Here is a 23,485-nt window from a genome sequence, read left to right on the forward strand (position 1 = left end):
CGTCACTTAAAGCCTATTGTTCGTATTATGGGGATTGGACATTCACGTCTTTTCTTTTTTAGAGTAAAATACAATTCGTAATCACTCACAGATAAGGATGAAGCTAAAATGGCGTTTGGCATATCACGGCAGGAGCTTGAGAAATGGAAGCATGAGGTGAAATCCGGGAAGCTGGCTTATCTAACCCACTATTGGATTGATCCGCGCTTTCCGGGCATTACAAGTGTCACCAAGGTGGGCTGTTCAGATCTCAAACGATTACGGAGCTGGTGTATCGAACATGGTCTGAATCCAAAATACATTCATCAGCGCAATCCTTTTCCGCATTTCGATCTTTTAGGTCCGAAGCAGAAAGAAATTCTGCAAAAAGAACAGCTCGATGAGCATATTGAAAGATTCCGGCTATAGATACCAGTAATGACAAAGAACCCTTGAGGCTTATGACGCCTCAAGAGTTCAGCCGCTTTGTTATTTCAAGACATCCATCATTCGGAGATCAATCTTCTTCACAATATCCAGGAATTGACTGCGTTCCTCCTGTGTTAACAAGCCAAGCAGCTCCTCATTGAAATGTCTGCGATTGGCACGCAGCGTATCCGCTGTTGATGCTCCCTCTTCCGTTAAAGATAACCAAACGATTCTTCTGTCCTCAGCACTCCGTTCCCGCATGATATAACCATCCGTCTCCAACTGATTAAGCACGATGGTTGTCGCTCCTGACGACAGCTGAAGTCTCTTGGCAATGTCAACTGCCATTAACCGCTCACGAGACAGCATATAAATGATTTGTATTTTCGTTGCATTAAGCTTGTGATTCAGGTCTTTTTGATGCTGGGCATACACTTTATTCTTATAACGCACAAATGTCGTCAGAAAATGATCAAAGGCTTCCAATTCTTGTGCTTGAAGTTCTTCTTCAAGTGACATGATGACTACTCACTTCCTTTTCCCCAATAGTTCTATGCCTATCATATCCTATCTGAGTAGAAATAGAAATTAATCCCCAGTAGAACAATATCCTTTTTTGAGTATATCCTTAAAAGGATTGCCGACTAGACCATTTTAATTTATAGTAGTATAACATAAGTTACTATTAATAAGTCAGTAACTATAATATATTGATATCAGGTGAAAGTTTATGAATATGTACACAGAGGTCTGCATCGTCGGTGCTGGACCGGCTGGAAGCTTTCTTGCTTATTTGCTGGTGAAACAAGGAATATCCGTCATCCTGTTAGAAAGGCAATCCACCATCCATAAGCGGTTTCGCGGCGAACTGATTAATACAGACGGTGAGTCCCTACTTAAAGAGGCGAATGTTTATCAAGAAATTGAGTCCTTGGGACTTCTTCCCCTTCAAACCGTTGAATATTGGCACAGTGGTAATATCATTCATCAAATCGCAGCAACCGATGACGAAGTACACAAAGGAATCCATGTGCCGCAAGACCATTTGTTACAAGCCATTCTTCATAAGGCAGGAGCCTTTCCACATTTGAAGATGTACACTGGTGCGGCCTTCAAGGATTATATTGTAGATTCTGACGATCAAATTATCGGGATTACTGCACAAATTCAAGGGCAAATGACTTCAATCCATTGCCGAATTATCGTAGGCGCAGACGGCAGAGCTTCCCATGTCCGGAACAAGGCAGGGATTGAGCCGGGAATCAAGCTAAGACCATTTGATGTATTATGGGCACGAATCCCTGAGCCCTCAGACTGGATTCCAGCTACACGAATGGCACTCATCGATGAACAGCAGCTCGCTTTGTTCTCGCAAACAGACGGTTACGTACAGATCGGCTGGAATATCGCTCAAGGGAGCTATCCTGAGATACGTAAAGGAAGCTTTGCCCCTTACATCGGTCGACTTACTGCTGCTTTCCCTGCGCTTGCACAGAGTGTATCGGCGAATATACATTCCTGGAGCGACTTCGTGTTACTCCCGGTGTTCAGCAGTTTAAGTGAAACCTGGACCAAGCATAACATTGTGCTAATTGGTGATGCTGCACACACAATGACTCCAACGGGCGCTTTCGGAGTGAATGCAGCGCTTGAAGATGCCTATCAATTGTCTGTGCTGCTGCAAGAGCTGGCCTCATCGCAATACTCCTCTTTAGAGATATTAAAGGACTTGGAGGCCAAGCGCTTGAGTAAAGTTATCAGACAGCTTGAATTACAGGTTCAGATGGAAGTCGAATTCCCTGCAAAGATCAAGTCGTTTATGTGAGGCCCTATGAGAATACTTGAAATCGATGTAGGCATAATAAAAAAACTTGCATGGTCTCAAACAAATTGAGTATCCATGCAAGCTGCACATTCACTTATGATTTGCTGTCCACAATTATAAGCTCTTCCTCTGGCACAAACCCAAAGGCTTCGTTAACGGAATGTTTAACCTGCTCAACCAAGTAGATGATGTCCTTTGCCTTCGCCTTACCTTGGTTTACAATCATATTTCCATGCCAAGCGGATATGGATGCTCCGCCGTAAACTGTCCCTCTCATGTTCAAGCGATCTACAACCTTGCCCATTGGCTCCCCAAAGTCGTAGTTATTCTTGAATACCGAGCCGCAAGAAGGATAGTCAAAGTGAAATTTGCTTCCCCGGTCCTTTACGACATTATCAAACGATTCTGGCACTACTCCGTTATTCTCCTCCGCCCATGTCTTCGCAAGCGTTGTATAATACTTGAAGAAATTGGGCAGCTGTGACGGATTTTTATATTCAACGATCTTCTCAAGTCTGGATATTTCCTTCATTCCTTTGGCAAGTGCCTCATAATCAGGATGTTTTAAGTAGCCGCCGACGATGATCCAGTTATTTTTCATAAAGATCGAATTCTTATAGCTGTAATCACAGGTATCCACATGTATGGATTGTACCTTGAACTCCGGATCGTTCATATCAATGTATAAAGCGGTATCCAGAATATCACAAATTTGCCGGTTGTAATATTTGGCATTCATATAAATTCCCGCGCCCAGTGTACCCGGCAGCAAGAAACAGAAATCATAATCTGAAGTGCCTGAAGATAATCCAATCAAGGCAAGATGCGACATCGGTATGCCTGCAGATACAAACCAGCCTTTATCGTCAATCTTCATTTCTCTCAGCTCTTTCAGGCTGATAAATAACATTTGATCCTTCGGTTCGTCCGGAAATAAAATGTTGGAGCCCATTCCGAATAAGAATGGAGTCAGCTTCTCTTGTCTTGCATATTCCAGAACCGTCTTTAACTCTTCAATGGTTTCAGGGGCAGCCAAGTACTTTGCCTTGCCACCAATCTCATAAGTTGAATAAGATGATAAATTCACATGATGTTGAATTAATGATTCCTGTTTGTGTGTGTTCACGTGTTTCCCTCCTACTTGCTGCACGAACAAATCCTTCATGATGGCTAATCATTATATACAATTATATAGTATGAAGCCATTATGTATACGCGCCTGCCCGAAGTCAAGTTTAAGCACTTTCATATTGAACATCTTGACGATACGCGGCCAGTGATTGCTCTAATATGATGTTGATAAATCCAGGTTCAATATCCTCAATCCATTTCAGTCCGTTCTCCCAAGCATTCTCTTCAATTCGAAGCGCAATTTGCCTGCTTTGTACATCGTCAGCAAGATCTAATTCTCTGCTCAGCGAAGCCAAATAAACATCTGCGGCATGACCTAGTTCATGAGCCAGCACGACCTTGAAATAATCATATACTCGTTCACTCGAGCCAAACAATTGCTGGCACTGCTGTTTAATCACTTCGGTGTACATTGTGATGCAATGAGCATTCAAGCTATATTTTCCACCGATCAGGCGTCCACCGGGGAAGTATGTCTCTATAGTAACGGCAGCACTGCTGCCCGAGCGTAACAATAGTTCTGAAACGATCTGATTTATAGCTGCTTTTTCCAAGTTAAGCATAGCCCCTTTTACCATTTTCGTAGGATGGGAAAACCATTTCATAACATTATAAGATGACATAATGAAAATATGCAATGAAAATTCCACTTTGTTTCAAACAAGCTATCACAAAAAAGGCCCGTCACAGTACGAAGCCACAGCATGATTTCTAGCGTTACCTTGATCTCTGTTATGAATATCCTCTCTTTCGTACATACTATGAAAAGTGCAAATCAGCTAAACATATAACGGGGGAGGCTAGCTTCGTTAAAATGAATAGAAAACAAACTGCAAGTCCATCTCAACAAGCAGCACATTCGCTGCCGATTCCTGTTCACTTTAATCAGAATTGGCTTTCAGAACTCAATACACGCCTTAACAAAGGAGGACCTTGGGGAGATTACCGTCTATTTGAGCTTGCTGTAAAAGCCGAAGAGGTATCGCTGGTCCCCAGCTTCGATGATATCCAATGCCTGAAGCATTTGCACGATCTGACCCCTCTTCCCCATCAAATTGATACTGCGCGCAAAGTACTCTTTGAAATGTCAGGGAGAGCGATTTTGGCAGATGAAGTTGGACTCGGAAAAACGATCGAAGCAGGTCTGATCTTAAAAGAATATATGATTCGGGGACTCGTCTCCAAAGTTCTAATCTTGGTTCCAGCGTCACTCGTACTGCAGTGGGTCAGAGAATTAAATTCCAAATTCGGAATACCTGCCGTTGCCCAAAAGAAAGCGTATTCGTGGCAAAACGATGTTGTCGTTGCGTCGATTGATACGGCCAAGCGAGATCCACATCAAGAGATTCTGTTAAGCAATGATTATGACATGATCATTATTGATGAAGCGCATAAGCTGAAAAACAAAAAAACGTCCAACTATCAGTTCATGCTCAAGTTGCGTAAAAAATACTGTCTGCTCCTAACCGCAACACCGGTACAAAATGACCTTAGTGAGCTGTTCAATTTGATTACACTGCTGAAGCCGGGTCAGCTCGGAAGACAAGGTGACTTCGCAGCCAATTTTGTAGTGGATAAACGGCTGGCCAAGAACGAGGATCAATTGAAGGACGAGCTCGCCAAAGTCATGATTCGAAACCGCCGTGGTGAAGGTCCTGTTCAGTTTACGAAGCGTAAGGTAACGAATATTAATCTAACACTATCACCTGAGGAGCAAGCACTATATGAAGGTGTAACGTCTTTCGTGAAGGACCAGTTCCATTCCGCGGGTGGGAATTTGAGCAGTATGTTCTCTATGGTCACCCTTCAAAGAGAGGTTTGCAGCAGTCGTGATGCTGTATTCGTCACCCTTGTCAATTTATCTAAAAAATTGCCGCCGGACTCTCCCTGGAGAGATCGAATATGGGATTTGGTAGCCAATATCAAAGCGATCAAGTCTAACACAAAAGCGGAAAAAACAATGGAGCTCATTAAAGAAATGAATGAGAAAGTCATTGTTTTTACCGAGTACCGGGCTACGCAGGAATATCTGCTCAATTACTTCCGTGAACGCGGACTGACGGCTGTACCTTACCGGGGCGGAATGAATCGCGGCAAAAAAGACTGGATGATGGATCTGTTCCGCGGACGGGTGCAGGTTATGATTGCGACAGAGGCTGGCGGTGAAGGCATCAATCTCCAGTTCTGTCACAACATGATCAACTTCGATTTGCCATGGAACCCTATGCGTGTAGAGCAGAGAATCGGCCGGGTACACCGCTTAGGACAGCAGAATGATGTCAAAATTTATAATCTAGCAACGTTAGGAACCATTGAGGAGCATATTCTAAATCTCCTTCACGAAAAAATCAACATGTTCGAAATGGTCATTGGCGGTCTGGATGTCATCCTCGAACGATTTGAGAAGCAGGAATCCTTTGAGAAGAGCCTGACCAAGATCATGCTGGAATCCAGCAGTGATGAAGAGATTCATCATAAAATGCAGTCGCTCTCACAAAACTTAAATTCGATTAAACAGGAAGTTGAACATATGGAGGATACTGCTCCCGTCAAAAAAGCAGTAGGCAAAGGGGGGTTACTGAAGTGACCATGTCCAAAGAAGAGGTTCACTCCTATGTTGTAACTTATCTGGAGGCGATGGAGTGCCAAATCTTAGAAAAGTCCCCTGCTCATGTTACCGTGAAACTGTCCGTTGAAGCAGACAAAGCACTGACGAACCGTCCCTATTATTGGGGATTTGTTGACCGAACCGGTGCCCCTGCAGAAACCATGTCGTTTACATTTATATTTGATGCGGAAGCTCACCTTCAGGCAGAGGAATCAGCCAAAAAGAAGGCTGAGGCTGAGACTGCCAAAGCATCTGGAAAAGTATCAAATGAAGGGAAAGACAGCATCTTGGGTCGTTATTTTGGCCACGTCCCTGCCCTCCCTCAGATTGGTCCAGGAAGAGTGCTGCGCGAGAACATCGCCTATGGAAGCTCGAGACTAAAGCAGATTTTTACGGCATCCCGTGAAGGCGGTGCTTACGTTAACCTGTTTGAGCAATCCTCCAAGCGCCAAATTAGTGCCTCCACCCCCAAATCCTATGAGCCTTGGCTTGGGGTTTGCTTTAAGATTGAGTTTTCCTGTGATATGCGTAAGGAAGAGCTTCATTTTCTTGGTGTATCCCTGATGACGGGAAGAATTGTCGAGAATTTTGGTCAAGTGCTTAGTAAGAAGGAGCTCAGTCCTCGTCTTCCCGAGAATATGCACGCACAAGCATCCAGAATTCCGCTGGCAGCAGCAGGAGAAATGCTGGAGCAGCACATCTATGCGAGATTAAAACTTGTCGATTACAGCTGGGCAGATGCCGCGAAGCAAAGACTTGAGGAAGAGCTGGCTGTTGTTGATATGTATTATGAGGATCTGCTGAAAGAGGAGCAGGAAGAAGAGAAGAAACAGGCTGTACAGGATCAGTACAACACCAGACGCAGTGAAATGATATGGCAATATGAACCTAAGATTCATGTGAATACGATCAGCTGCGGTATTTTTCATCTAAAGTGAATCAATTTCATAATACCTTTGGCTGCTTCAATCAAAATTCACCTCTTTTATGATTTATGAAATTGATTCAAGTGCTGGATTAATTGAATAAATAGGTTGTTTCGTCAAAAAAAGTGCTTGTCCGCGTAATTTTATAACACCATACAGCATCCTTTTTATTTCCTTATTATTACAATTAGGTTATGAAAAACGGGTGCTGTTATTTATTCTTCTAACCCGCTTCTAAAACAGTATCCGAAGAAATGAGGGTATTATAACGTTGATGAAACGTATATTACAACGTATGACTCTGGTAGTATCCAGCTTTATCATCTCATGCTCTATGACGAATGTTCCACCTCTCTATGCTTCAGCCCAGCTCACAGCTCAGCAGTATATGAACATTCCAGCTGCAGTCGAACAACTGGCACAGGACACATTGTCCAAGCTCTCGTTGGAACTAGAGTTCAGCTCATTTGCCAATGCGGAACTGCTCATCATGCCCTTGGGTCCAGGAACACACGGTTATATCGTACATATTCTTCAATCGGCTGAGCCGGTAGGTTATCTTATTATAACAGCCACCGGATCCAGTGGTTATGCTGTTACCGAATATGGTACAGGCAGCACTCCATTGTTCAGCTCTCTGCTCTATCCCAAAGATATGACATCTTCAACAGACATGCATGATTCACGGTTCATGAAATACAATGGTACACTCGCCTATTGGCAAGTAACAGACCATGATGGGCATTCCATTCATATCGATGCATCGAATGGAGATCAGCTTCCAGACTTTGTCTCCTATGCATCCTCCCCAATTACGATCAGCAAGAGCCTCGAAGGCATTCAGCCTGAAGATCAGCCTGGCAAATTGGAGCTTGCCTCAATTCCCTTCAACCCATCTTCTAATTTGCTGTGGCTGGTCTCGGATCCATTAATGATACACAATGCTGCAGGGCTAATGAAACAGCTCGATCGCCATGAGCGGCTTGTATTTTCTGCGCACAAGCAAAATATGTGGTATAGTGGACCACTGGCAATTACAGGGTATCACTCCTGGAATATCAAGCAATCAGATGAAGCTCTAATCTTCGCTCGAACGGGAACTTCCTCAGCACAAATACGTTATATTCCAATAGATAAGCTGCTCGGATGTGGCTCGTTTTATGTACCTGCACAACATAATGAAGAATGAAAAAAACAGCGCCGAAATCTGAACTGTAAACTCCATTTGACCATTTATCAATGGAGGTGCAGTTCAATCTAAGCGCTGTTTTTTATCATTTCGAGTCCATGTCCATCTTTTTCCGCTTAACTGGTTTTTTGATATCCTTCACCCACATTGATACGCCCATGGGCATCATGCCAAACCATTTCATATGCCACGGTTCCTTCACTTTGTTCCTTTTGTATTTCCGCTCTTCCTTTGGTGTTCCTATATATACGACAACCTGCTCAGTAATATATCTTACAAGCTCATCTCCCTTGGCCATTGACCTGTTCCATCCTTCCACATGATTGTGTATTCGAAGCTTCTCTATATTAGTGTGTACGGGAATAACCCGGATTAAACATATGCAAATCATTCATACCTGAATGAAACCCATAAATCTGCACAGTCTATTCATATGCCAGGAAGGGGGGAAAGCCGCGTGATTACATTTAGCAAATCGTCCATTCTGCTTGCGATCTTATGTATTTTGCTGCTCCAGGAATCATCATTAGCGGCTGCGGAACCGACACATAGCAAGGAGCCAGAAATATCAAATCACTTGTTTCGCCATCCTGTTATTATCATCGACGCCGGTCACGGCGGCATTGATGGAGGAACCTCTGCTGAGGATCTGCTGGAGAAGGATATTAACCTTGCCATTTCACAAAAAATATTCATGATTCTTAAAAGTAAAGGCTATCCTGTTGTGCTTAATCGGGACGATGATTATGCGCTGAGCGATGATAATCATTGGCTGCGGAGTCATTCACGCCATATGAGAGATCTGGCACAGCGCAAGGGCCTCAGTGATCATGTGCCTTCCGATTCGATTGTGAGCATCCATGTCAATTGGAGCAAGAAATCTCGCACCCATGGACCCATTGTGCTGCATCAGCAGGAAGCAAGAAGCTATATGCTAGCAGATTCTATCCAGCAATCACTGAACGAGATGTATGATACCAATCGGCAAGTTGAATGGGGCAAGCCCTTTTACCTGCTTAATCATGTGAATAAACCCTCTGTTATTGTGGAAGCCGGATTCATCAGCAATCCTGAAGACCGCTCTGTCCTAAGCAGCAAAGCAGGTCAAAAGAAGATTGCCCAAGCGATTAGCTCAGGCATTATTTATTACTTGTCGGTAATGTAGATTCTGGAGTCCATTGCCAGACCTGCTTGACCATCTCACTGATACTCATGGTTTCAATCTGACCAGACCAGCGATTAATGGAGTCTCGGATCACACCTGCTGTCAAATGACCCTGCGTTCCTACGTGACCGATCATTACACAGGTGTCCTGAGTCTCCAGCTTTTGTTCTGCGAGCCTCATCTGTCCAGTAATATGAGAAATCGAGTGATGATCATCCAGGAAGATATGATTCTCTACAGGCGGGAGCCCCTTCTGTACAGCCAATTCGGCCACAACGGACTTATGATCTGTTTTGCTGTCGACGAAGAACAGACCTCTTTCCTTACATACATCAAGCACGATGGACATAATACGCCGATCTGTCGTAATTTTCGAGCCCATATGATTGTTCATTCCAATGGCATGAGGCACATTATCAATCGCAGCCTCTACTCTTTTCCGTACCTCTTCATCTGACAGATCTGAAGTAATCGCTCCTGGTCCGAGCCATTCCCTCCTGCCTCTATGCGGCTCCATCGGCATATGAACGAGCACATCAATCCCTTTTTGGTGCGCAAGCTCAGCATCTTTTTTCGTCGTAGGCAGAAACGGCATAATTGCGACATTTACCTTCGCCGGTAAATTCATGATTTCTTGTGTCCCCTTCATCCCGTTTCCCAAATCATCAATAATAATCGCTACCTTCTTCAGAGGCTCAGCATGTGCAGCAAATCCGTCCACATTGATACATCCCATGCTTACAGTGAGCATTATCACGATCATTCGCAAACTTCCCCATTTAAAGGAAGAGAGTACTTTCTTTTTCAATCTTCTTCTTCTTTGCTTGCGTATTGTCATCGCTATAACAGTCCTTCGCGCTAAATTATTGAAGATATATACATTATTTGAATAAACAAGACGAATTATGTGAGATTTTTTATAAATAATGCAGGCATGAAGTTGATAAAACCAAGCTCATTAGCATAGAATAAGAACATAAGTTCGCTTTTGCAAACAAGGAGGGACCCTGATGACATCGGAAATGCTACCGGAAGAACATACACTGATTAAGAGCTATCTTCAGCTCTTGATGGTCATCAAAATTTTTAACCGCGATCTTCAGGTGATGAGTAGCCATGCGGGTCTGAAGACCCCTGAGCTGTATATGGAGATTATCCGGGCGGGCATCGCTCGTGTAGCTGTATTGCTTGAAGAAGTAGAGGAAGAATTTAGACGAATGGATATACATTTGAACAGAGTCAATTTATACGATGGTGAAATTCAGGCATTGGCTTCTATACGGGGACATCACGTTCACATCCATATTCCATGGACCATATATAAAGATGAGCTGTATAAACGGATGCAAATATATCTAGGAGGCATACCCCTCATTTTATAATAAAAACCACCGCAATCTATGCCTGCGACTCAAGAAAACCTTGAGTTGAGCATCGATTCGGTGGTATTTGTTAGTTGTTCAATGCAGCTTGGACACGCATAACGCCTTGAGATAAAGCATGTCCACCGCCGATCGCAGCAGCTACGGCAACCGTCTCCATAATTTCTTGCTTGCTGGCCCCTTTGGAGAGCGCTTCTTGCACATGATATAGGGTGCACACTTCATTATTGGCGAACAAGCCGATTCCGAGCGCAACGAGCTGTTTTGTCTTCAAATCGAGCTCGCCTTCCTTAAAGCATTCTCCCGTAAAATCATGATAGGACTTCAGGACATCCGGCAGCGTCTCTGACAAGTGCCCGATTTGATCCTTATACGCATGAACCTTATTATTGATTAATGTCACATCAGCACATCCTTCGTCAAAAGAATTATATAGACGTATCATTGGTACTTTCTCCACTCGGACTATATCTATGCCGATCTTTGACGAGGTAATTTTTGGACTGATCTGCAGCTTACAGCTCGGTCGGTTTTTGTCTGGGCTCTGAATAGAGCTGAATGCTATAATTTCGATCCAGCTTAACGACTCTGCGGTTACGCCGGCGAACAAGAATCTGGTCGCTGCTCCAGGCAACAATAATGCCGATGACATCATTACTCTCCAGATCATCCCTCACCACACGAATTCGCTCACCTGATTCACGCAAATGGTTTAATTCCTCATCACTTATCATGAGTATCCCCTCCAATACATCCCTATTATTTGTACAAAAAAAGACCTAAATGCGCGCATTTAGGTCTTACGTTGTTATTTACGTGATAAAACCTTATATTGCTTAACGTGAAGCGTGCTCTTTACTGTCATTTTTCTCAAACCAGAAATCAAGCACCTTCGCCGACATTACCCGTTGCTCAACATACTCTACCTGATGAGGTGTAAACTGCTCTCTCCATGAGAAGGATAATTCTTCACACAGGTTCACTACTGTTAGAAGCTCCGACCATGCGACGTAACGTTTATACCAGAAGAACTGAGGATGTTCAAGCATATAGGGATAAAGGTCATCAAACTCCGTGTGCTTACAATCAAGGGCCCGTTCAAAATGAACTTTGGATTTGACTAACTTGTCAAGGAAAAACTGTTCGTTTGCTTCTTTCCCCATTGTTGTTGCCTCCTCTCCCTACTCTTATTTCATTATAAGCCATTATCCTGCCCCGTGCAAAGATAATGAGCAAAAATTAGGCCATTCTAATAAAAATTACCCATCTATGAACTTAAGCAAACTTTACGAATCCGTCTTTGAGTGATTCGATCTTCACAAGTGATTCAACCCGAATCCCTTGTTCACGGATCGCACTCGCTCCGGACTGGAAGCATTTCTCGACAACAACACCAAATCCGGCAAGCGATGCACCGGAACGCTCAACGATTTTGATGATCCCTTTGGCCGCATCCCCGTTTGCAATAATATCATCTATAAATAATATTCGATCCTTCGGATCTATAAATTCCCGCGATACCATAATATCGGTCACAATACCCTTCGTAAAAGACGGCACCCGTTCACAATAGGCGTCAGGATCGGCCAGCAGCGTCTTCTTTCTTCGTGCAAACACAAGCGGTACTCCCATATGAACCGCTGTTGCGAAGGCCACCGGAATTCCCGAAGATTCAACAGTGACAATTCGAGTAATGCCCTCCGCTTCAAAACGCCGAGCGAACTCTCGTCCCATCTCCATCGTCAATTCAGGGTCAATCTGATGATTAAGTATAGCATCCAGCTTCAGCACCTGATCCGATACGACAACACCCTGCTCTACAATTTTTTGTTTTAATATTTCCATGCATATGACCTCCCAGCCTATCCTATGACGTAAAAGTATCACACCTCACCAGCTTCTTTCAAGAAGTTTATCTTCATTTCAGAGTCGGGTCATGTCCAAGTGGACAAGTGCATACCTTGTAAGAGGGCGTATTTACACCCATGAAGGTGCTGCTCTGGCATTTGTAGATAACAAGGAGGAGAAGCATGAGACAGAGTACCAAGGTGCTGCAAGTCGCATTCACCTATGTTGGAACTATTGTTGGTGCAGGATTTGCCACCGGACAAGAAATATTGCAGTTTTTTACCGAATATGGAAAATGGGCAACTCTTACAATATTACTGTCCTGTCTGCTCTTCGTTTGGCTGGGTACCAAAATGATGCTGGTGGCACATGATACCGGAGCTAAATCATACGAAGATCTAAACAGCCACTTGTTTGGCAAAAATGCAGGAAAATGGATCAGCTTCTTCACCTTGTTCGTGCTGATCGGCGTCAATAGTGTCATTCTTGCAGGAGCAGGCTCGGTGTTTATGGAGCATTTGCATCTGTCTTATCAAACTGGACTGTTAATTACGCTTGTCGGCACCTATCTTCTGCTTGGACGAGGTATTCATGCCATCCTGCAGATGAACAGCATCGTCGTCCCGCTTATGATGACACTATCTTTATTCATCCTTTTCCACACCACGGGTCATCCGGGCGCAGCCAATTTTGTGAGGCTGGAACCCGATCGCAGCATGTTCGCAACTTGGCTGTCACCCATTTTGTACAGCTCATTCAATCTAGCTATGGCACAGGCCATTCTTGTACCGCTCGGCAGTCAGATCACCGACAGACGCGTCATTAAATATGGCGGAATACTCGGGGGAATCGGAATTGGGTTCATGCTCATGACAGCCCATTTTGCCATGTCGGCGTATATGCCTGGCATCAAGCAATTTGAAGTTCCCATGGGAAGCATTGCATTCGCTCTCGGCGCAGCCATACAGCTCATGTATATTTTTCTGATTTTCATGGAAATCTTCAGTACTTTTGTTGCCGATATTTACGGGATAACCTTACAGGTACGGGAGCATCTCAAAGTATCGCCTAAGCTCATCACTTTATTTATTATGCTGTCCTGCTTCTTGCTCAGCCAATTCGGCTTCAGTTCACTTCTGTCGATCTTATACCCGATCTATGGAACGCTGGCCGTCGTATGGGTAGCTCATTTGATCAAGAGCCCGCTCGGGTCCTTCAAGAATAAGGACAATAACTAACACAGCTGGTGTCAATTCGCAGGCTCAAACTTCAAATACAGCTTCTTCAGCATATGAACAGACCTTCTTAGAGAATATTCAGTTTTCGCCTTTTCGCTCGCTGATCGGGCAAGCTCATAGCGGTATAGAGGATCCTGGATGACCTTCTCCAATGCATCTGCTAGTGCTACAGCATTGTCTTTGGGAACGAGCAGCCCGTTAACACCATCCTCAATTTGTTCGCTTATACCCCCAACATCAGTCCCAACTAACGCCAGTGAGCTCAGTGCTGCCTCGGCAAATACGGAACCAAACGCTTCAGCTCTTGATGGGAGGACGAAGATGTCAAAGAAGGGGACGAACTCTTCAGGATGAAGGGTGTAGCCATAAAATATCGTTTCATTGTAAATACCGAGCTGCTGGGCCAATTCCTCCAGTTCGGAACGGATCGGACCATCTCCAATGATATGAAGTACATAATCATGACCCCGTTTTTTCAGTTCGCAGCAAGCTTCAAACAGCACATCAATCCCTTTTGCCGGAACGAGACGGCACACTGTTACCAGCTGGGGCACCTCATTCTCATGAGGAATCGGCTTGAATCTTTTCTCATCAAAGCCATTCGGCACGATCCCAATTTTTTCAGGAGATTTAACATAGGGCGACATATATGTGCGGAACGATTCGGATACGGTTAACATGCAATCGGCCGCATGTTCCAGCTCACCATAGAGAGAGGTTAAGAAGCGATGCTCTAACCCATTCTCTTCTATTTTGCCATTCAGGATCAGTTCCCGCTCATAGCTGGAGTGAATGGTTTGAATCAGCGGCGTTGCTGGAAAAGCCTTCTTCATCGCCAGTCCTGCGATCGGATGATGTGCATGGATCAAATCATAGGGCTTATGTATGCGAAGCTTGATCCACCATAAATAATCGCGGAAGGTTTGGATATATTTCTGAACGATCGGACTCTCGCCGTACTGCGTCCAGTCAAAAGTGTCAAAGCGGATCTCTTCGCTGCCCTTGTTGCGGATTCGTTTCGGAAGGGAGAACAGCTCCATCTCCCATCTCGGGCTGTTGAAGCGTTCCTGCAGGTAAGGAATCATAGATGATACTCCCCCTGGCTGCTCAGGAGGGAAAAATAAAGCTTGGAGCAATCGCATCCTATAGTGCCCCTTTCGTGGTTTCTTTTGAAAGCAAGTCTGTAATCATGATATATTAGCTCATATGTTCCAGTAAAGAAGATACGAAGGAGATTTGAAAAAACATGAGTAAGGAAACACTGCCCCAGGACTTTATCGAACAGATGAAATCCATGCTCGGGCAGGAGACTACTGCATTTCTTGATAGCTACAACAAGCCGCGCACCCAAGCTCTACGGCTCAATACCCTGAAGCTCAAGGAAGAAGATATACAGCTCATTGCCCAGCAGTTCCAGCTTAGCAAGGTTCCTTGGTGCAGCACAGGATACTATTACAATAGTCAAGAAAGACCTGGCAAGCACCCTTATCACACTGCCGGGTTATATTATATTCAGGAGCCTTCAGCAATGTCCGCGATTGAGCTGCTCGATCCTCAGCCATACGAAACGGTCTTAGACCTGGCAGCAGCACCTGGCGGCAAGACGACGCATATGGCTGTCAAAATGAAGGATACGGGCCTGCTCGTCTCTAACGAAATTCATAACGGCCGGGCACGAATCCTTGCGGAAAACGTAGAAAGAATTGGCCTGACCCGGACGGTGGTCGTGAATGCCGCTCCTGACGAGCTGTCCGCCCGGTTTCCCGAAGCATTTGATCGGATTATGCTTGATGCGCCCTGCTCTGGTGAAGGCATGTTTCGTAAAGATCTTGAAGCCATTAACGAATGGTCTCTATCCTCTGTTCACATGTGTGCTGCCCGCCAGTGGGACATTCTGCAGGAGGCCTATAAGATGCTGAAGCCCGGAGGACATCTCGCCTATTCCACCTGCACTTTTAACCGACAGGAAAATGAGGATACCGTAGAACGTTTCATAAACGAATATAAGGATATGGAGTGGGTCCGGACCGAACGAATCTGGCCGCATCGGAGTGAAGGAGAGGGACATTTTGTTGCTCTGCTCAAGAAAAAGGCTGCCAGTGAAGGAAACGAACGAGCCCATGAACAGCTGCCTGCAGCCAAGCTTCGTAAAAGAGGAAAAAAGAACGCCGCAGCCGGAGTTACTGAAGCCTGGGCCGGATATCAAGAATGGGCGGGCACGAATCTCCCTGGTTTCTCACTTCAGCCAGGAAGGCCTCTCCTCTATGGGGAAGCACTATACTATTTGCCCGAAACGAGTGAGCTGAGCATCTCAGAGGAACAACTGAAGGGATTAAAAACTCCCCGCCCTGGCCTTCATCTCGGAGATTGGAAGAAGGGAAGGTTCGAGCCAGCACACGCGCTGGCGATGTCAGCTGCTCCTGAACAGGCACTGCTGTCCTATGATCTTCCGCCTGACTCCACGGAGCTGTTGGCTTATCTTCGCGGTGAGACCCTTACTCTTGATGCCCACCTTCAAGGCTGGGTAATGGTGACGACGAAGGGTTACCCTGTCGGCTGGGCAAAAGCAAGCAGCGGTCAGCTTAAGAATAAACGACCTAAGGGTCTGCGTATAAACTTATAAGCAGCTGTTACACAGCTCAGAGACAAGATATCTCTCTATTCAAAACACAAACAGCACTCGAACGGGACTTTGCCCCCCTACAGGGGAAGGCCCGATCGAATGCTGTTTGCTCTATAACTGACTATATCCATAGATGATGCTGGGCTTGGCTTCGAATCAATTTCTAATCTAACTCAGCAAGCTCAATCTCATCAATTACCGCATTACGGTAGAGCATCGTCAGGTGAAGCTTATTAACATCCGTTTCTTTGTCAAGCTCCCGAGCCATGAGCAGGAACAGCTGTTCACGCTGTTCTTCACTCGGATGGATGTTAAAGTCGATGTATCCTGAGATTTCATCATCACTAATATCGACCGTCGCTGTTGCTGCCGGATATCCTCCATTTTCCTTAAAAAACAGCTCATATGTCAGGATATCGCGGTCATGACGAATCAGAGTGGCGTAGCAGTTCTCATTAACAGATTCGTGAACCGTCATATTCAGCTCCATGCCGTCTTCATCCCAATCTGGTCCCTCTTCAGTCTCCTCATCATCCAGCTCAACGAAATCCCGATGCTCCAGCTCTAACAGCGCAACGCGCTGACCTTCAAATTGCATATCTATCGTTATTGTATCAATTTCTTCATCGTTAACCTCGGATACTAGCAGCTCTTCCGCAGTTTCAAGGTCCTCTTCGTCAGGGTCAATGAGCCACTCCACCATTCCCTTGATATCTGTCCCATACTGCTTAAGCACAGCTTCAGCAATCCTATAGCCATTTCCTGTTTGCAGCTCATATGAGGACACGTTCCGGCCACTACTTATCAGTTCAATCTGCATTTCACCAGTCTCAGCCTCATACCGAAAAACTGATGGCTCCTCCGTATGAAAAGCCCCATGCTCAATCAAGCCTTCTTCAGAGCTCTCATCCATAACATCATCAAGCGTATACTCTTCGTATACCTCTTCATCACCTAGAACGCACTCAACCCTGCCCCACGATAACATAATATCAAAGTGCTCAGCGGCTACTGCATCACGGAATTGAAGCACATATTCTTGCACGTAGGCAATAATCTCATCCTTAGCATCTCCGGGAATACTTTCTGCATCCAGCTGGACACTGCCTGCCAGTCTTTGTCCTTCCCGGAATACAAGGATTAGTGAGCCTGCATATTGATGTTCTACCATGATGTCATGGACTTCACCATTCGATGTTCTTAGATCAGGTCTTAGCCGAATATGATAGCTCACGATCTAACTACCTCCTATTATGCCGGAAATTATAACTGTAACCATGTGTTAGCTGGCTATGCATCTAGAATGCCCTAATGAGAGGAAGAATATTACTTACACATTGACCACATGCTTAACTAACGCATGATGAACCCCGCTGTCATTGTTAGACAAAGTAATCTCATCGGCTGCCGCCTTCACTTCGACAGGTGAATTATCCATTGCAATCCCTTTACCCGCATAGGTGAGCATTGTAATATCATTATAATAATTCCCCATTGCGAGCACTTCCTCTGGGCGATATCCTCTTTTCTCAGCCAATCGCTGCAGAGCCGCTCCTTTGGAAGCATCCTTATGCATCAGATCGAGGAAAAAATCCCCGCTGCGAACCATATAGAATGGACTGTTCCACGTTCTCCACTCTTTCTCCAGTGCATCCATGGCTTCTAAGCTTCCAAAGGCCGAGAATTTCACGACAGGCTCTCTTAGATCAGCCCATACAGGAAGATCCAGTGGTGTAAGGAATACAGCCTCATACATGCTGCGAACCTCAAGCGTCATTTCGTCTGCACGGTCAACATACAGCCCGAACGCGGTATTCACATCAAAATGAATGCCATGATCACGGCAGTAATCTATATATGGCATCAGCTCTTCAGCCTGTATCGGAAACTGATCGACCACTTCACGAGACTTGATATCCACCGTTGCTGCACCATTGTGAGTAATGACGTATCCACCAAGTCCCATACCCTCCATAATAGGAATCGTATTCACAGGACCTCTGCCCGTACATAGAACAAATTCTGCGCCGTTCTTGGCAGCCTGCTGTATACTTTTCTTATTTGCCTCTGACAATTCATGATGGTCATTTAACAGCGTTCCGTCCACATCAAGTGCGATTAATCGATATGTCATAACCTATCCATCCTTATTCTCTATTTTATAAAATACATCAAAAATCAATTGATAAGACTGTTTAGTTCTTCTTCTGTCAACTCACGATAGGATCCCATCGGAAGCTCCGGGTCGAGCATAAGACTTCCCATCGAAATCCGTTTTAAATAGAGCACTTTAGAGCCAACGGCTTCGAACATCCGCTTGACTTGATGGAACTTGCCCTCATGAATCGTCACCTGAATATATGAGATCATTCCCGTATCTGTCTGTTCTTCCGAGGTAACCATCAGTTCTGCCGGCTTCGTGACATAACCATCATCAAGCGTAACTCCACGCTGAAAGGCTGTAATTTCCTTATCTCCAATGCTTCCGAGGACCTTTGCCTCATACGTCTTCGGAACATGCTTCCTTGGAGATAGCAAATTATGTGCAAGCTGTCCGTCATTCGTGAGCAGCAGAAGACCTTCCGTATCCTTGTCCAGCCTTCCAACAGGGAAGGGCTGAAAAATGACGTATTCTTCATCCAATAAATCAATAACTGTTTCTTCTCTTAAATCTTCTGTAGCCGAGATGACTCCAGGAGGCTTATGCAGCATCAAATAGATAAACTCTCTATATTTCACGACTTCCCCATCAATTTCCACAACATCAAAGTCTGGATCGACCTGCATACCGCTGTCTTTAATCGTTTGACCATTCACCGTAACATAGCCATTCTTAACAGCTTTCTTAATTTCAGATCGGGTCCCGTACCCCATGTGGCTCAGTATTTTATCAATCCGCAGCTTTTTGACTGTTTTTTTCATCGTGTTCTCACTCATACCGAGGTCCACCTCCATCCTGCCGGATATTCATTTTTGAGTCTGCCATCCTGCCATTTCGCCCAGCCAACGGAATGCCCGTTAACGGTCACGAGAGTGTATCCTTTAGGGGAAGCAGTGCCTGACTTAACCAGTCGATCCTCATCCAATTCCAGTGTGTCACCCTTTAAATATTTGACTGCCTCGCCGCTCTCTGCAATAAGCTGTACACTCCGCTTCACTTCCTCTGCGTTCAGAGCAGATGCCAGTGCCTGGGAGGGCGTAAATCGCCCATTTTTAACCGATCCCATAAACCAGCCTGCGCGAATGACCCGAAGCCCTGCCAGCCGTTCCGGCTGGGTGGGCGTCTGGTATACCTTCTCTCCATACAATACTGTTTGTCCCGGCAGATCCACACTCAGCTGCTCAGCGACAAATGACCGAAAGACCAACTCCGCATCCATCGGCATTTGATCAGACCGATTTCTGTGCTTTGCTCCCCCGTGCTTCTCGTTGTGCTTCTGTTTTTTACTCTTAATGTTTCTGCCGTGAGCGGCTTCCTTCTCCACTGTACTGTGCACATATAATGGCTGATCAGCCGGTTTATCAAGAGGAGTACCGTCATGCTGAAGCACGGCGACGAAATGACCTTCTCCTTCCACTAAATGCGGCCATAATCTGCCCGTGCCTTGAAGCTGTGCATACAGATCAGGATGTTCATCCTGCGATACAGGCTCGATCTGAAGTCCCTCAAATTGCTCTTCAGCTGCAGCCTGCTCTATCCACTCAGGATGTCCACCAGATATTCCACTCACATTACGGATAGGAACAACTCGGAACGATGGGTTCTTCCGTAGAAACTCTCCAATCATTGCCTCGTTCTCCTCTGGTGCAAATGTACAGGTTGAGTAGACGATTCTTCCCCCAGGAGCAAGCAGCCTCGCAGCGGTATCTAATATATCGCGCTGCATCAGTACACACCGCTCTATGGAGTGGTGCTCCCATTGCCGCACCATGTCCTCATCCTTACGAAACATTCCTTCCCCGGAGCAAGGTGCATCTATCAGTATTTTATCAAAATAATGCGGGAACGCATCGGCTATGCGCTCGGGGCTTTCATTTAGAACCACTGCATTTCGAACACCATACATCTCTATATTTTTGGCAAGCGCCTTGGTCCGGTCTGTACTGATATCATTTGTCACCAGTACCCCGCTTCCTTTTAGATGTGCGGCAATCTGAGTCGATTTTCCGCCAGGGGCAGCACATAGATCAAGCACATGATCACCCGGCTTGGCTTCCAGCAGCTCCACGGGTGCCATTGCACTAGGTTCTTGAACGTAATACAGACCTGCATGGTAGTACGGAGTGAGACCCGGCTTGCTGCCTGCAGGAATATAATATCCTGTCTCACACCATGGGATGGGTTTCAATGGAAACGGAGAGATCTCGGCAAATGAAGCAGGATCTATTTTTAACGTATTAACACGGATGCCTGCACGAGGTGCACTCTCATAGGACTTCACAAATTGTTCATACTCATCGCCAAGCATCTTCTTCATTCGTTCAGCAAATTGTATAGGCAGGCGTATCGCCATTTTTTCATCATCCTGTTCTGACATAGTTCATCATTTTTATGATTCATCGATGTAGTTCACAAATATAACTTGCTTCCCCTGTTTCACTACACTGTGTAATGTTGTATAATGAATGGCATCTAAGGCTTGTCCTTAGTATTAATTATGACGGGGGATGGATATGAGTTCAAAATCGAAAAGCATCACAAATTCCAAAGCAAAATCGAATACCAAGGCTAACAAAAAGCCAAGCAAGGCCATTATCGCCTTTATAGCCGTATTTGTCATCCTGATTGGTGCACTGATTACCATGAATGAGCTGAATAAAAATAACATTAATGAAGTGTATGGTCTTCCAGAATCAGATCTTGCTCCAGCAACACGTGAAATTTTAGAGGATCCAAATTATCAGAATATCATATTACCTGAGGAGCTTGATACTAAAATTTCGAACAAAGAAAGCTTCTTTACTTACTTTTTCGCTTCTGACTGCCCTCACTGCCGGGCAACCACACCGCAGCTGATGCCAATTGCTGATGAAGCAGGCGTCGATCTTCCTCAATTTAATCTTAAAGAATTTGAGGACGGCTGGAGAGATTACAATATCGAGTTTACACCAACACTCGTCTATTTTGAAAATGGCGTAGAGAAGGATCGCCTGGAAGGCGGAATGCAGGCCGAAGGCGCAAGCGCAGGATATACTGCTGAACAAATTGAAGAGTTCTTTACCAAATATAAAGGGACTGCTGCGGAATGAAGCCAAAAACTTATGGAATTCTGTTTACAGGTCTGATGATAGGCAGTTTGGTGCTTGCTGCCTGCGGTGAGAAGGGAGCTTCCCACGATCACAGTATGCACGGTAAAGATAATGAACAATATGAGGCAAGTGCTTCTATATCTGAAATGCCAGCCTTCCTTGCCAAATACACGGATAATACTCAAGCAACCTATGCGCTTGTATCCGAAGTGCAGGAAGAGCTCAAAATGCTAAACTGCTACTGTGGCTGTATGGACTATGAAGCAGCCCATGACTCGCTCTATCGGTGCTTCATATCATCGACAACATCGACCGAAGTAACATGGACTGATCATGGTGCACAATGCGGCATCTGCCTGGAAGAGGTTAAGGATGCCGCTCGTCTGAAGGCAGAAGGCAAGTCCATCGAAGAAATCCAGAAGTTCATTGATGATAAGTATGCCCCGGATGGGGCTCCTACATCTAGTGAAGTGCATCCTGTCATATAAGTAAATAATCCCCCGGTGATTGGCTGGACAAAATGTCCATTCACCGGGGGATTTACTTTTGTAGATAAGCATTATGATTTTAGATTAACATTATAAGTTCTGACCTAAAGCCTTCATTCGTTCTTCATATATTCTTCCCCGTGTTGGGCTCCGCCTTTGAGGAATGTTAGGCTTAATTGTCTGGGACCTTGCACGAACAGCTTCTTCCAGCTCATCGTCACAGATCACAATCGTGAAATCCTGATAAGAGATCGGATGGCTGTCATAGTTCCGAAGCTTCTCCGCAAGACTGCGGCTTGTGTCGACCAGCAGCTCCAGCTCAATACCCAGGGTCTGCGCCGGATACTTCTCCAGAATCTCCACCGCGCTCTCAAGCATCATGTAGGCGCCGCGTATATTCTGATTACGGAAATGATACATGCCGACGGCGACTTGCAGCAAGCCTTTATAGACGGGCTCCTTGTTCTGTTCAAGCCACAGCTCCTCGAGCACTTCATGACATTCGAAATAATCCTGGTCCCGATTAAAATACACCAGATAATCTAAATAGAGGGCCTCGTATTTAGACATCGCCGTTGTCGCTGCCTTTTCTAGCCTTGTTCAGCAGCTCCTTCACTTCATCAGACAATTGCTTGATGGCTTCCATATCATGCTGCTGCCAATATTCGTTGAATTTGGCCTGAGCGTCAATAGCTTCATCAATAAGGTGATAGAAATAAAGCTGGTGTATGATGGCAAGCGTTTTGGTAATGATGTTGGACTCATCTTCGAATGTTTTCTGTGCATCAAGAATTTCAAGCCGGATGGCTGACATCTCATTATCCAGAATAAAGGCGGCTTCCGCTGTTTTCTTCAATCTGCCTCTTACATCCTCGGGCAAGGAGTCCCTAAATTTGTAATTTAAGGAGTGCTCAATCGTCGCCCAAAAATTCATCGCCAGTGTCCGAATCTGAATCTCGGCCAATACATGCTTCTGACCTAGCGCTGTCTGCACTGGATACTCCACAATCATATGGAAGCTGCGATAGCCGCTCTCTTTGAAATTGGTGATATAATCCTTCTCATACAACACCTTCAGATCTTTGCGTTCCCGGATATACTCGGCAACTCTTCGGATATCTTCAACGAATTGGCACATAATCCGAATGCCTGCAATATCCTCAATGCCGGTTTCGATCTGGTTCATAGGTACATCGAGACGTTTGGCTTTATCGAGTATGCTCGATATTTTCTTGACTCTTCCCGTCACAAATTCTATAGGGGCATATTCTTCACGTTTTTTGAGCTCTGCCCGCATCGTCTTAAATTTAACTTTAAGTTCTTCTACGGCCTGTTCGTAAGGAAGCAAAAATGTCCCCCAATCTCTACCGTCCATAAGTATGCCTCCTGTCTTTTGCTTCAAAC

General features: G+C 45.1%; 27 protein-coding genes. 11 read left to right on the plus strand and 16 right to left on the minus strand.

Annotated elements, in window-relative coordinates:
• Positions 1-108: 108 nt before the first annotated feature.
• A complete protein-coding gene (locus BK126_RS03520; RefSeq protein WP_076311313.1) occupies positions 109-408 on the plus strand; it encodes a hypothetical protein in 300 nt (99 codons plus the stop codon).
• A gap of 60 nt (positions 409-468) precedes the next feature.
• Here BK126_RS03520 and BK126_RS03525 read toward each other — a convergent pair whose 3' ends face one another.
• The gene (locus BK126_RS03525) at positions 469-927 is read right to left on the minus strand and encodes a MarR family winged helix-turn-helix transcriptional regulator (protein WP_076311314.1); all 459 of its coding nucleotides are present in this window, start codon (positions 925-927) and stop codon (positions 469-471) included.
• A gap of 211 nt (positions 928-1,138) precedes the next feature.
• Between BK126_RS03525 and BK126_RS03530 the strand changes: the two genes are divergently transcribed.
• Positions 1,139-2,233 carry an FAD-dependent monooxygenase gene (locus BK126_RS03530; RefSeq protein ID WP_076311315.1) on the plus strand — a complete coding sequence of 365 codons (1,095 nt, stop codon included), beginning with the start codon at positions 1,139-1,141 and terminating at the stop codon, positions 2,231-2,233.
• A 94-nt stretch (positions 2,234-2,327) separates the two neighbouring features.
• Here the strand turns inward: BK126_RS03530 and murB are convergent, their stop codons facing one another.
• Both murB and BK126_RS03540 read right to left on the minus strand, forming a co-directional pair.
• Complete coding sequence (murB, locus tag BK126_RS03535; RefSeq protein WP_256702693.1) at positions 2,328-3,359, minus strand: UDP-N-acetylmuramate dehydrogenase; 1,032 nt, start codon at positions 3,357-3,359, stop codon at positions 2,328-2,330.
• A gap of 109 nt (positions 3,360-3,468) precedes the next feature.
• Complete coding sequence (locus BK126_RS03540) at positions 3,469-3,918, minus strand: hypothetical protein (protein ID WP_076312522.1); 450 nt, start codon at positions 3,916-3,918, stop codon at positions 3,469-3,471.
• 260 nt (positions 3,919-4,178) lie between these two features.
• Here BK126_RS03540 and BK126_RS03545 point away from each other — a divergent pair, with 260 nt between their 5' ends.
• The 3 genes from BK126_RS03545 to BK126_RS03555 all read left to right on the plus strand — a co-directional run bounded on the left by BK126_RS03545 (position 4,179) and on the right by BK126_RS03555 (position 8,087).
• Positions 4,179-5,951, plus strand: coding sequence for a DEAD/DEAH box helicase (locus BK126_RS03545; RefSeq protein ID WP_076311317.1), 1,773 nt, complete (start codon positions 4,179-4,181; stop codon positions 5,949-5,951).
• Positions 5,948-6,910, plus strand: coding sequence for a YqhG family protein (locus BK126_RS03550; RefSeq protein ID WP_076311318.1), 963 nt, complete (start codon positions 5,948-5,950; stop codon positions 6,908-6,910). The genes BK126_RS03545 and BK126_RS03550 overlap by 4 nt, the downstream gene beginning before the upstream one ends.
• A gap of 262 nt (positions 6,911-7,172) precedes the next feature.
• Positions 7,173-8,087 (plus strand): hypothetical protein, encoded by a 915-nt coding sequence (locus BK126_RS03555; protein WP_143757664.1) that lies wholly within the window; start codon positions 7,173-7,175, stop codon positions 8,085-8,087.
• A gap of 85 nt (positions 8,088-8,172) precedes the next feature.
• On the opposite strand, the gene BK126_RS03560 is transcribed toward BK126_RS03555, so the two are convergent.
• On the minus strand, positions 8,173-8,385 hold the full coding sequence (locus BK126_RS03560; RefSeq protein WP_076311320.1) for a YqzE family protein: 213 nt from the start codon (positions 8,383-8,385) through the stop codon (positions 8,173-8,175).
• A gap of 159 nt (positions 8,386-8,544) precedes the next feature.
• Between BK126_RS03560 and BK126_RS03565 the strand changes: the two genes are divergently transcribed.
• Positions 8,545-9,252, plus strand: coding sequence for an N-acetylmuramoyl-L-alanine amidase family protein (locus BK126_RS03565; RefSeq protein ID WP_076311321.1), 708 nt, complete (start codon positions 8,545-8,547; stop codon positions 9,250-9,252).
• Here BK126_RS03565 and BK126_RS03570 read toward each other — a convergent pair.
• Positions 9,227-10,015, minus strand: a complete 789-nt coding sequence (locus BK126_RS03570) for a divergent polysaccharide deacetylase family protein (protein WP_256702694.1) — start codon at positions 10,013-10,015, stop codon at positions 9,227-9,229. The genes BK126_RS03565 and BK126_RS03570 overlap by 26 nt on opposite strands.
• 247 nt (positions 10,016-10,262) lie before the next feature.
• Between BK126_RS03570 and BK126_RS03575 the strand changes: the two genes are divergently transcribed.
• Entirely contained in the window at positions 10,263-10,634 is a 372-nt protein-coding gene (locus BK126_RS03575; protein ID WP_076311323.1) for a YhjD family protein, read from the plus strand.
• 70 nt (positions 10,635-10,704) lie between these two features.
• Here BK126_RS03575 and BK126_RS03580 read toward each other — a convergent pair whose 3' ends face one another.
• From BK126_RS03580 to BK126_RS03595, 4 genes are all read right to left on the minus strand, one after another.
• Complete coding sequence (locus BK126_RS03580; protein ID WP_371264511.1) at positions 10,705-11,079, minus strand: carboxymuconolactone decarboxylase family protein; 375 nt, start codon at positions 11,077-11,079, stop codon at positions 10,705-10,707.
• A gap of 70 nt (positions 11,080-11,149) precedes the next feature.
• Positions 11,150-11,368 carry a hypothetical protein gene (locus BK126_RS03585; RefSeq protein ID WP_076311324.1) on the minus strand — a complete coding sequence of 73 codons (219 nt, stop codon included), beginning with the start codon at positions 11,366-11,368 and terminating at the stop codon, positions 11,150-11,152.
• A 102-nt stretch (positions 11,369-11,470) separates the two neighbouring features.
• Complete coding sequence (locus BK126_RS03590; RefSeq protein WP_047909830.1) at positions 11,471-11,797, minus strand: hypothetical protein; 327 nt, start codon at positions 11,795-11,797, stop codon at positions 11,471-11,473.
• 112 nt (positions 11,798-11,909) lie between these two features.
• Positions 11,910-12,479, minus strand: coding sequence for a xanthine phosphoribosyltransferase (locus BK126_RS03595; protein WP_076311325.1), 570 nt, complete (start codon positions 12,477-12,479; stop codon positions 11,910-11,912).
• Positions 12,480-12,664: 185 nt separating this feature from the next.
• On the opposite strand from BK126_RS03595, the gene BK126_RS03600 reads away from it, so the two are divergent.
• Positions 12,665-13,720, plus strand: a complete 1,056-nt coding sequence (locus BK126_RS03600) for a YkvI family membrane protein (protein ID WP_076311326.1) — start codon at positions 12,665-12,667, stop codon at positions 13,718-13,720.
• Positions 13,721-13,731: 11 nt separating this feature from the next.
• Here BK126_RS03600 and BK126_RS03605 read toward each other — a convergent pair whose 3' ends face one another.
• Positions 13,732-14,862, minus strand: a complete 1,131-nt coding sequence (locus tag BK126_RS03605) for a glycosyltransferase family 4 protein (protein WP_076311327.1) — start codon at positions 14,860-14,862, stop codon at positions 13,732-13,734.
• A 104-nt stretch (positions 14,863-14,966) separates the two neighbouring features.
• On the opposite strand from BK126_RS03605, the gene BK126_RS03610 reads away from it, so the two are divergent.
• Positions 14,967-16,343 carry an RsmB/NOP family class I SAM-dependent RNA methyltransferase gene (locus BK126_RS03610; RefSeq protein ID WP_076311328.1) on the plus strand — a complete coding sequence of 459 codons (1,377 nt, stop codon included), beginning with the start codon at positions 14,967-14,969 and terminating at the stop codon, positions 16,341-16,343.
• A gap of 163 nt (positions 16,344-16,506) precedes the next feature.
• On the opposite strand, the gene BK126_RS03615 is transcribed toward BK126_RS03610, so the two are convergent.
• The 4 genes from BK126_RS03615 to BK126_RS03630 form a co-directional block, all read right to left on the minus strand.
• Complete coding sequence (locus BK126_RS03615; protein ID WP_076311329.1) at positions 16,507-17,577, minus strand: hypothetical protein; 1,071 nt, start codon at positions 17,575-17,577, stop codon at positions 16,507-16,509.
• Positions 17,578-17,673: 96 nt separating this feature from the next.
• Positions 17,674-18,477 (minus strand): Cof-type HAD-IIB family hydrolase, encoded by an 804-nt coding sequence (locus BK126_RS03620; protein ID WP_076311330.1) that lies wholly within the window; start codon positions 18,475-18,477, stop codon positions 17,674-17,676.
• 44 nt (positions 18,478-18,521) lie between these two features.
• Complete coding sequence (locus tag BK126_RS03625; RefSeq protein WP_371264512.1) at positions 18,522-19,280, minus strand: pseudouridine synthase; 759 nt, start codon at positions 19,278-19,280, stop codon at positions 18,522-18,524.
• Complete coding sequence (locus BK126_RS03630) at positions 19,277-20,857, minus strand: RsmB/NOP family class I SAM-dependent RNA methyltransferase (protein WP_076311331.1); 1,581 nt, start codon at positions 20,855-20,857, stop codon at positions 19,277-19,279. Before BK126_RS03630 ends, BK126_RS03625 begins: the two co-directional genes overlap by 4 nt.
• Before the next feature lie 160 nt (positions 20,858-21,017).
• Here BK126_RS03630 and BK126_RS03635 point away from each other — a divergent pair, with 160 nt between their 5' ends.
• Positions 21,018-21,593, plus strand: coding sequence for a thioredoxin family protein (locus BK126_RS03635; RefSeq protein ID WP_083655700.1), 576 nt, complete (start codon positions 21,018-21,020; stop codon positions 21,591-21,593).
• Positions 21,590-22,081, plus strand: coding sequence for a PCYCGC motif-containing (lipo)protein (locus tag BK126_RS03640; RefSeq protein WP_076311332.1), 492 nt, complete (start codon positions 21,590-21,592; stop codon positions 22,079-22,081). The genes BK126_RS03635 and BK126_RS03640 overlap by 4 nt, the downstream gene beginning before the upstream one ends.
• A 90-nt stretch (positions 22,082-22,171) precedes the next feature.
• On the opposite strand, the gene BK126_RS03645 is transcribed toward BK126_RS03640, so the two are convergent.
• Positions 22,172-22,651, minus strand: coding sequence for a DUF309 domain-containing protein (locus BK126_RS03645; protein WP_076311333.1), 480 nt, complete (start codon positions 22,649-22,651; stop codon positions 22,172-22,174).
• Positions 22,644-23,456, minus strand: coding sequence for a GTP diphosphokinase (gene yjbM / locus BK126_RS03650; protein WP_076311334.1), 813 nt, complete (start codon positions 23,454-23,456; stop codon positions 22,644-22,646). Before yjbM ends, BK126_RS03645 begins: the two co-directional genes overlap by 8 nt.
• Positions 23,457-23,485 lie beyond the last annotated feature (29 nt).

Origin of the sequence: Paenibacillus sp. FSL H7-0326 (genome assembly GCF_001955535.1) — a bacterium.
Lineage (GTDB): Bacteria > Bacillota > Bacilli > Paenibacillales > Paenibacillaceae > Paenibacillus > Paenibacillus shunpengii.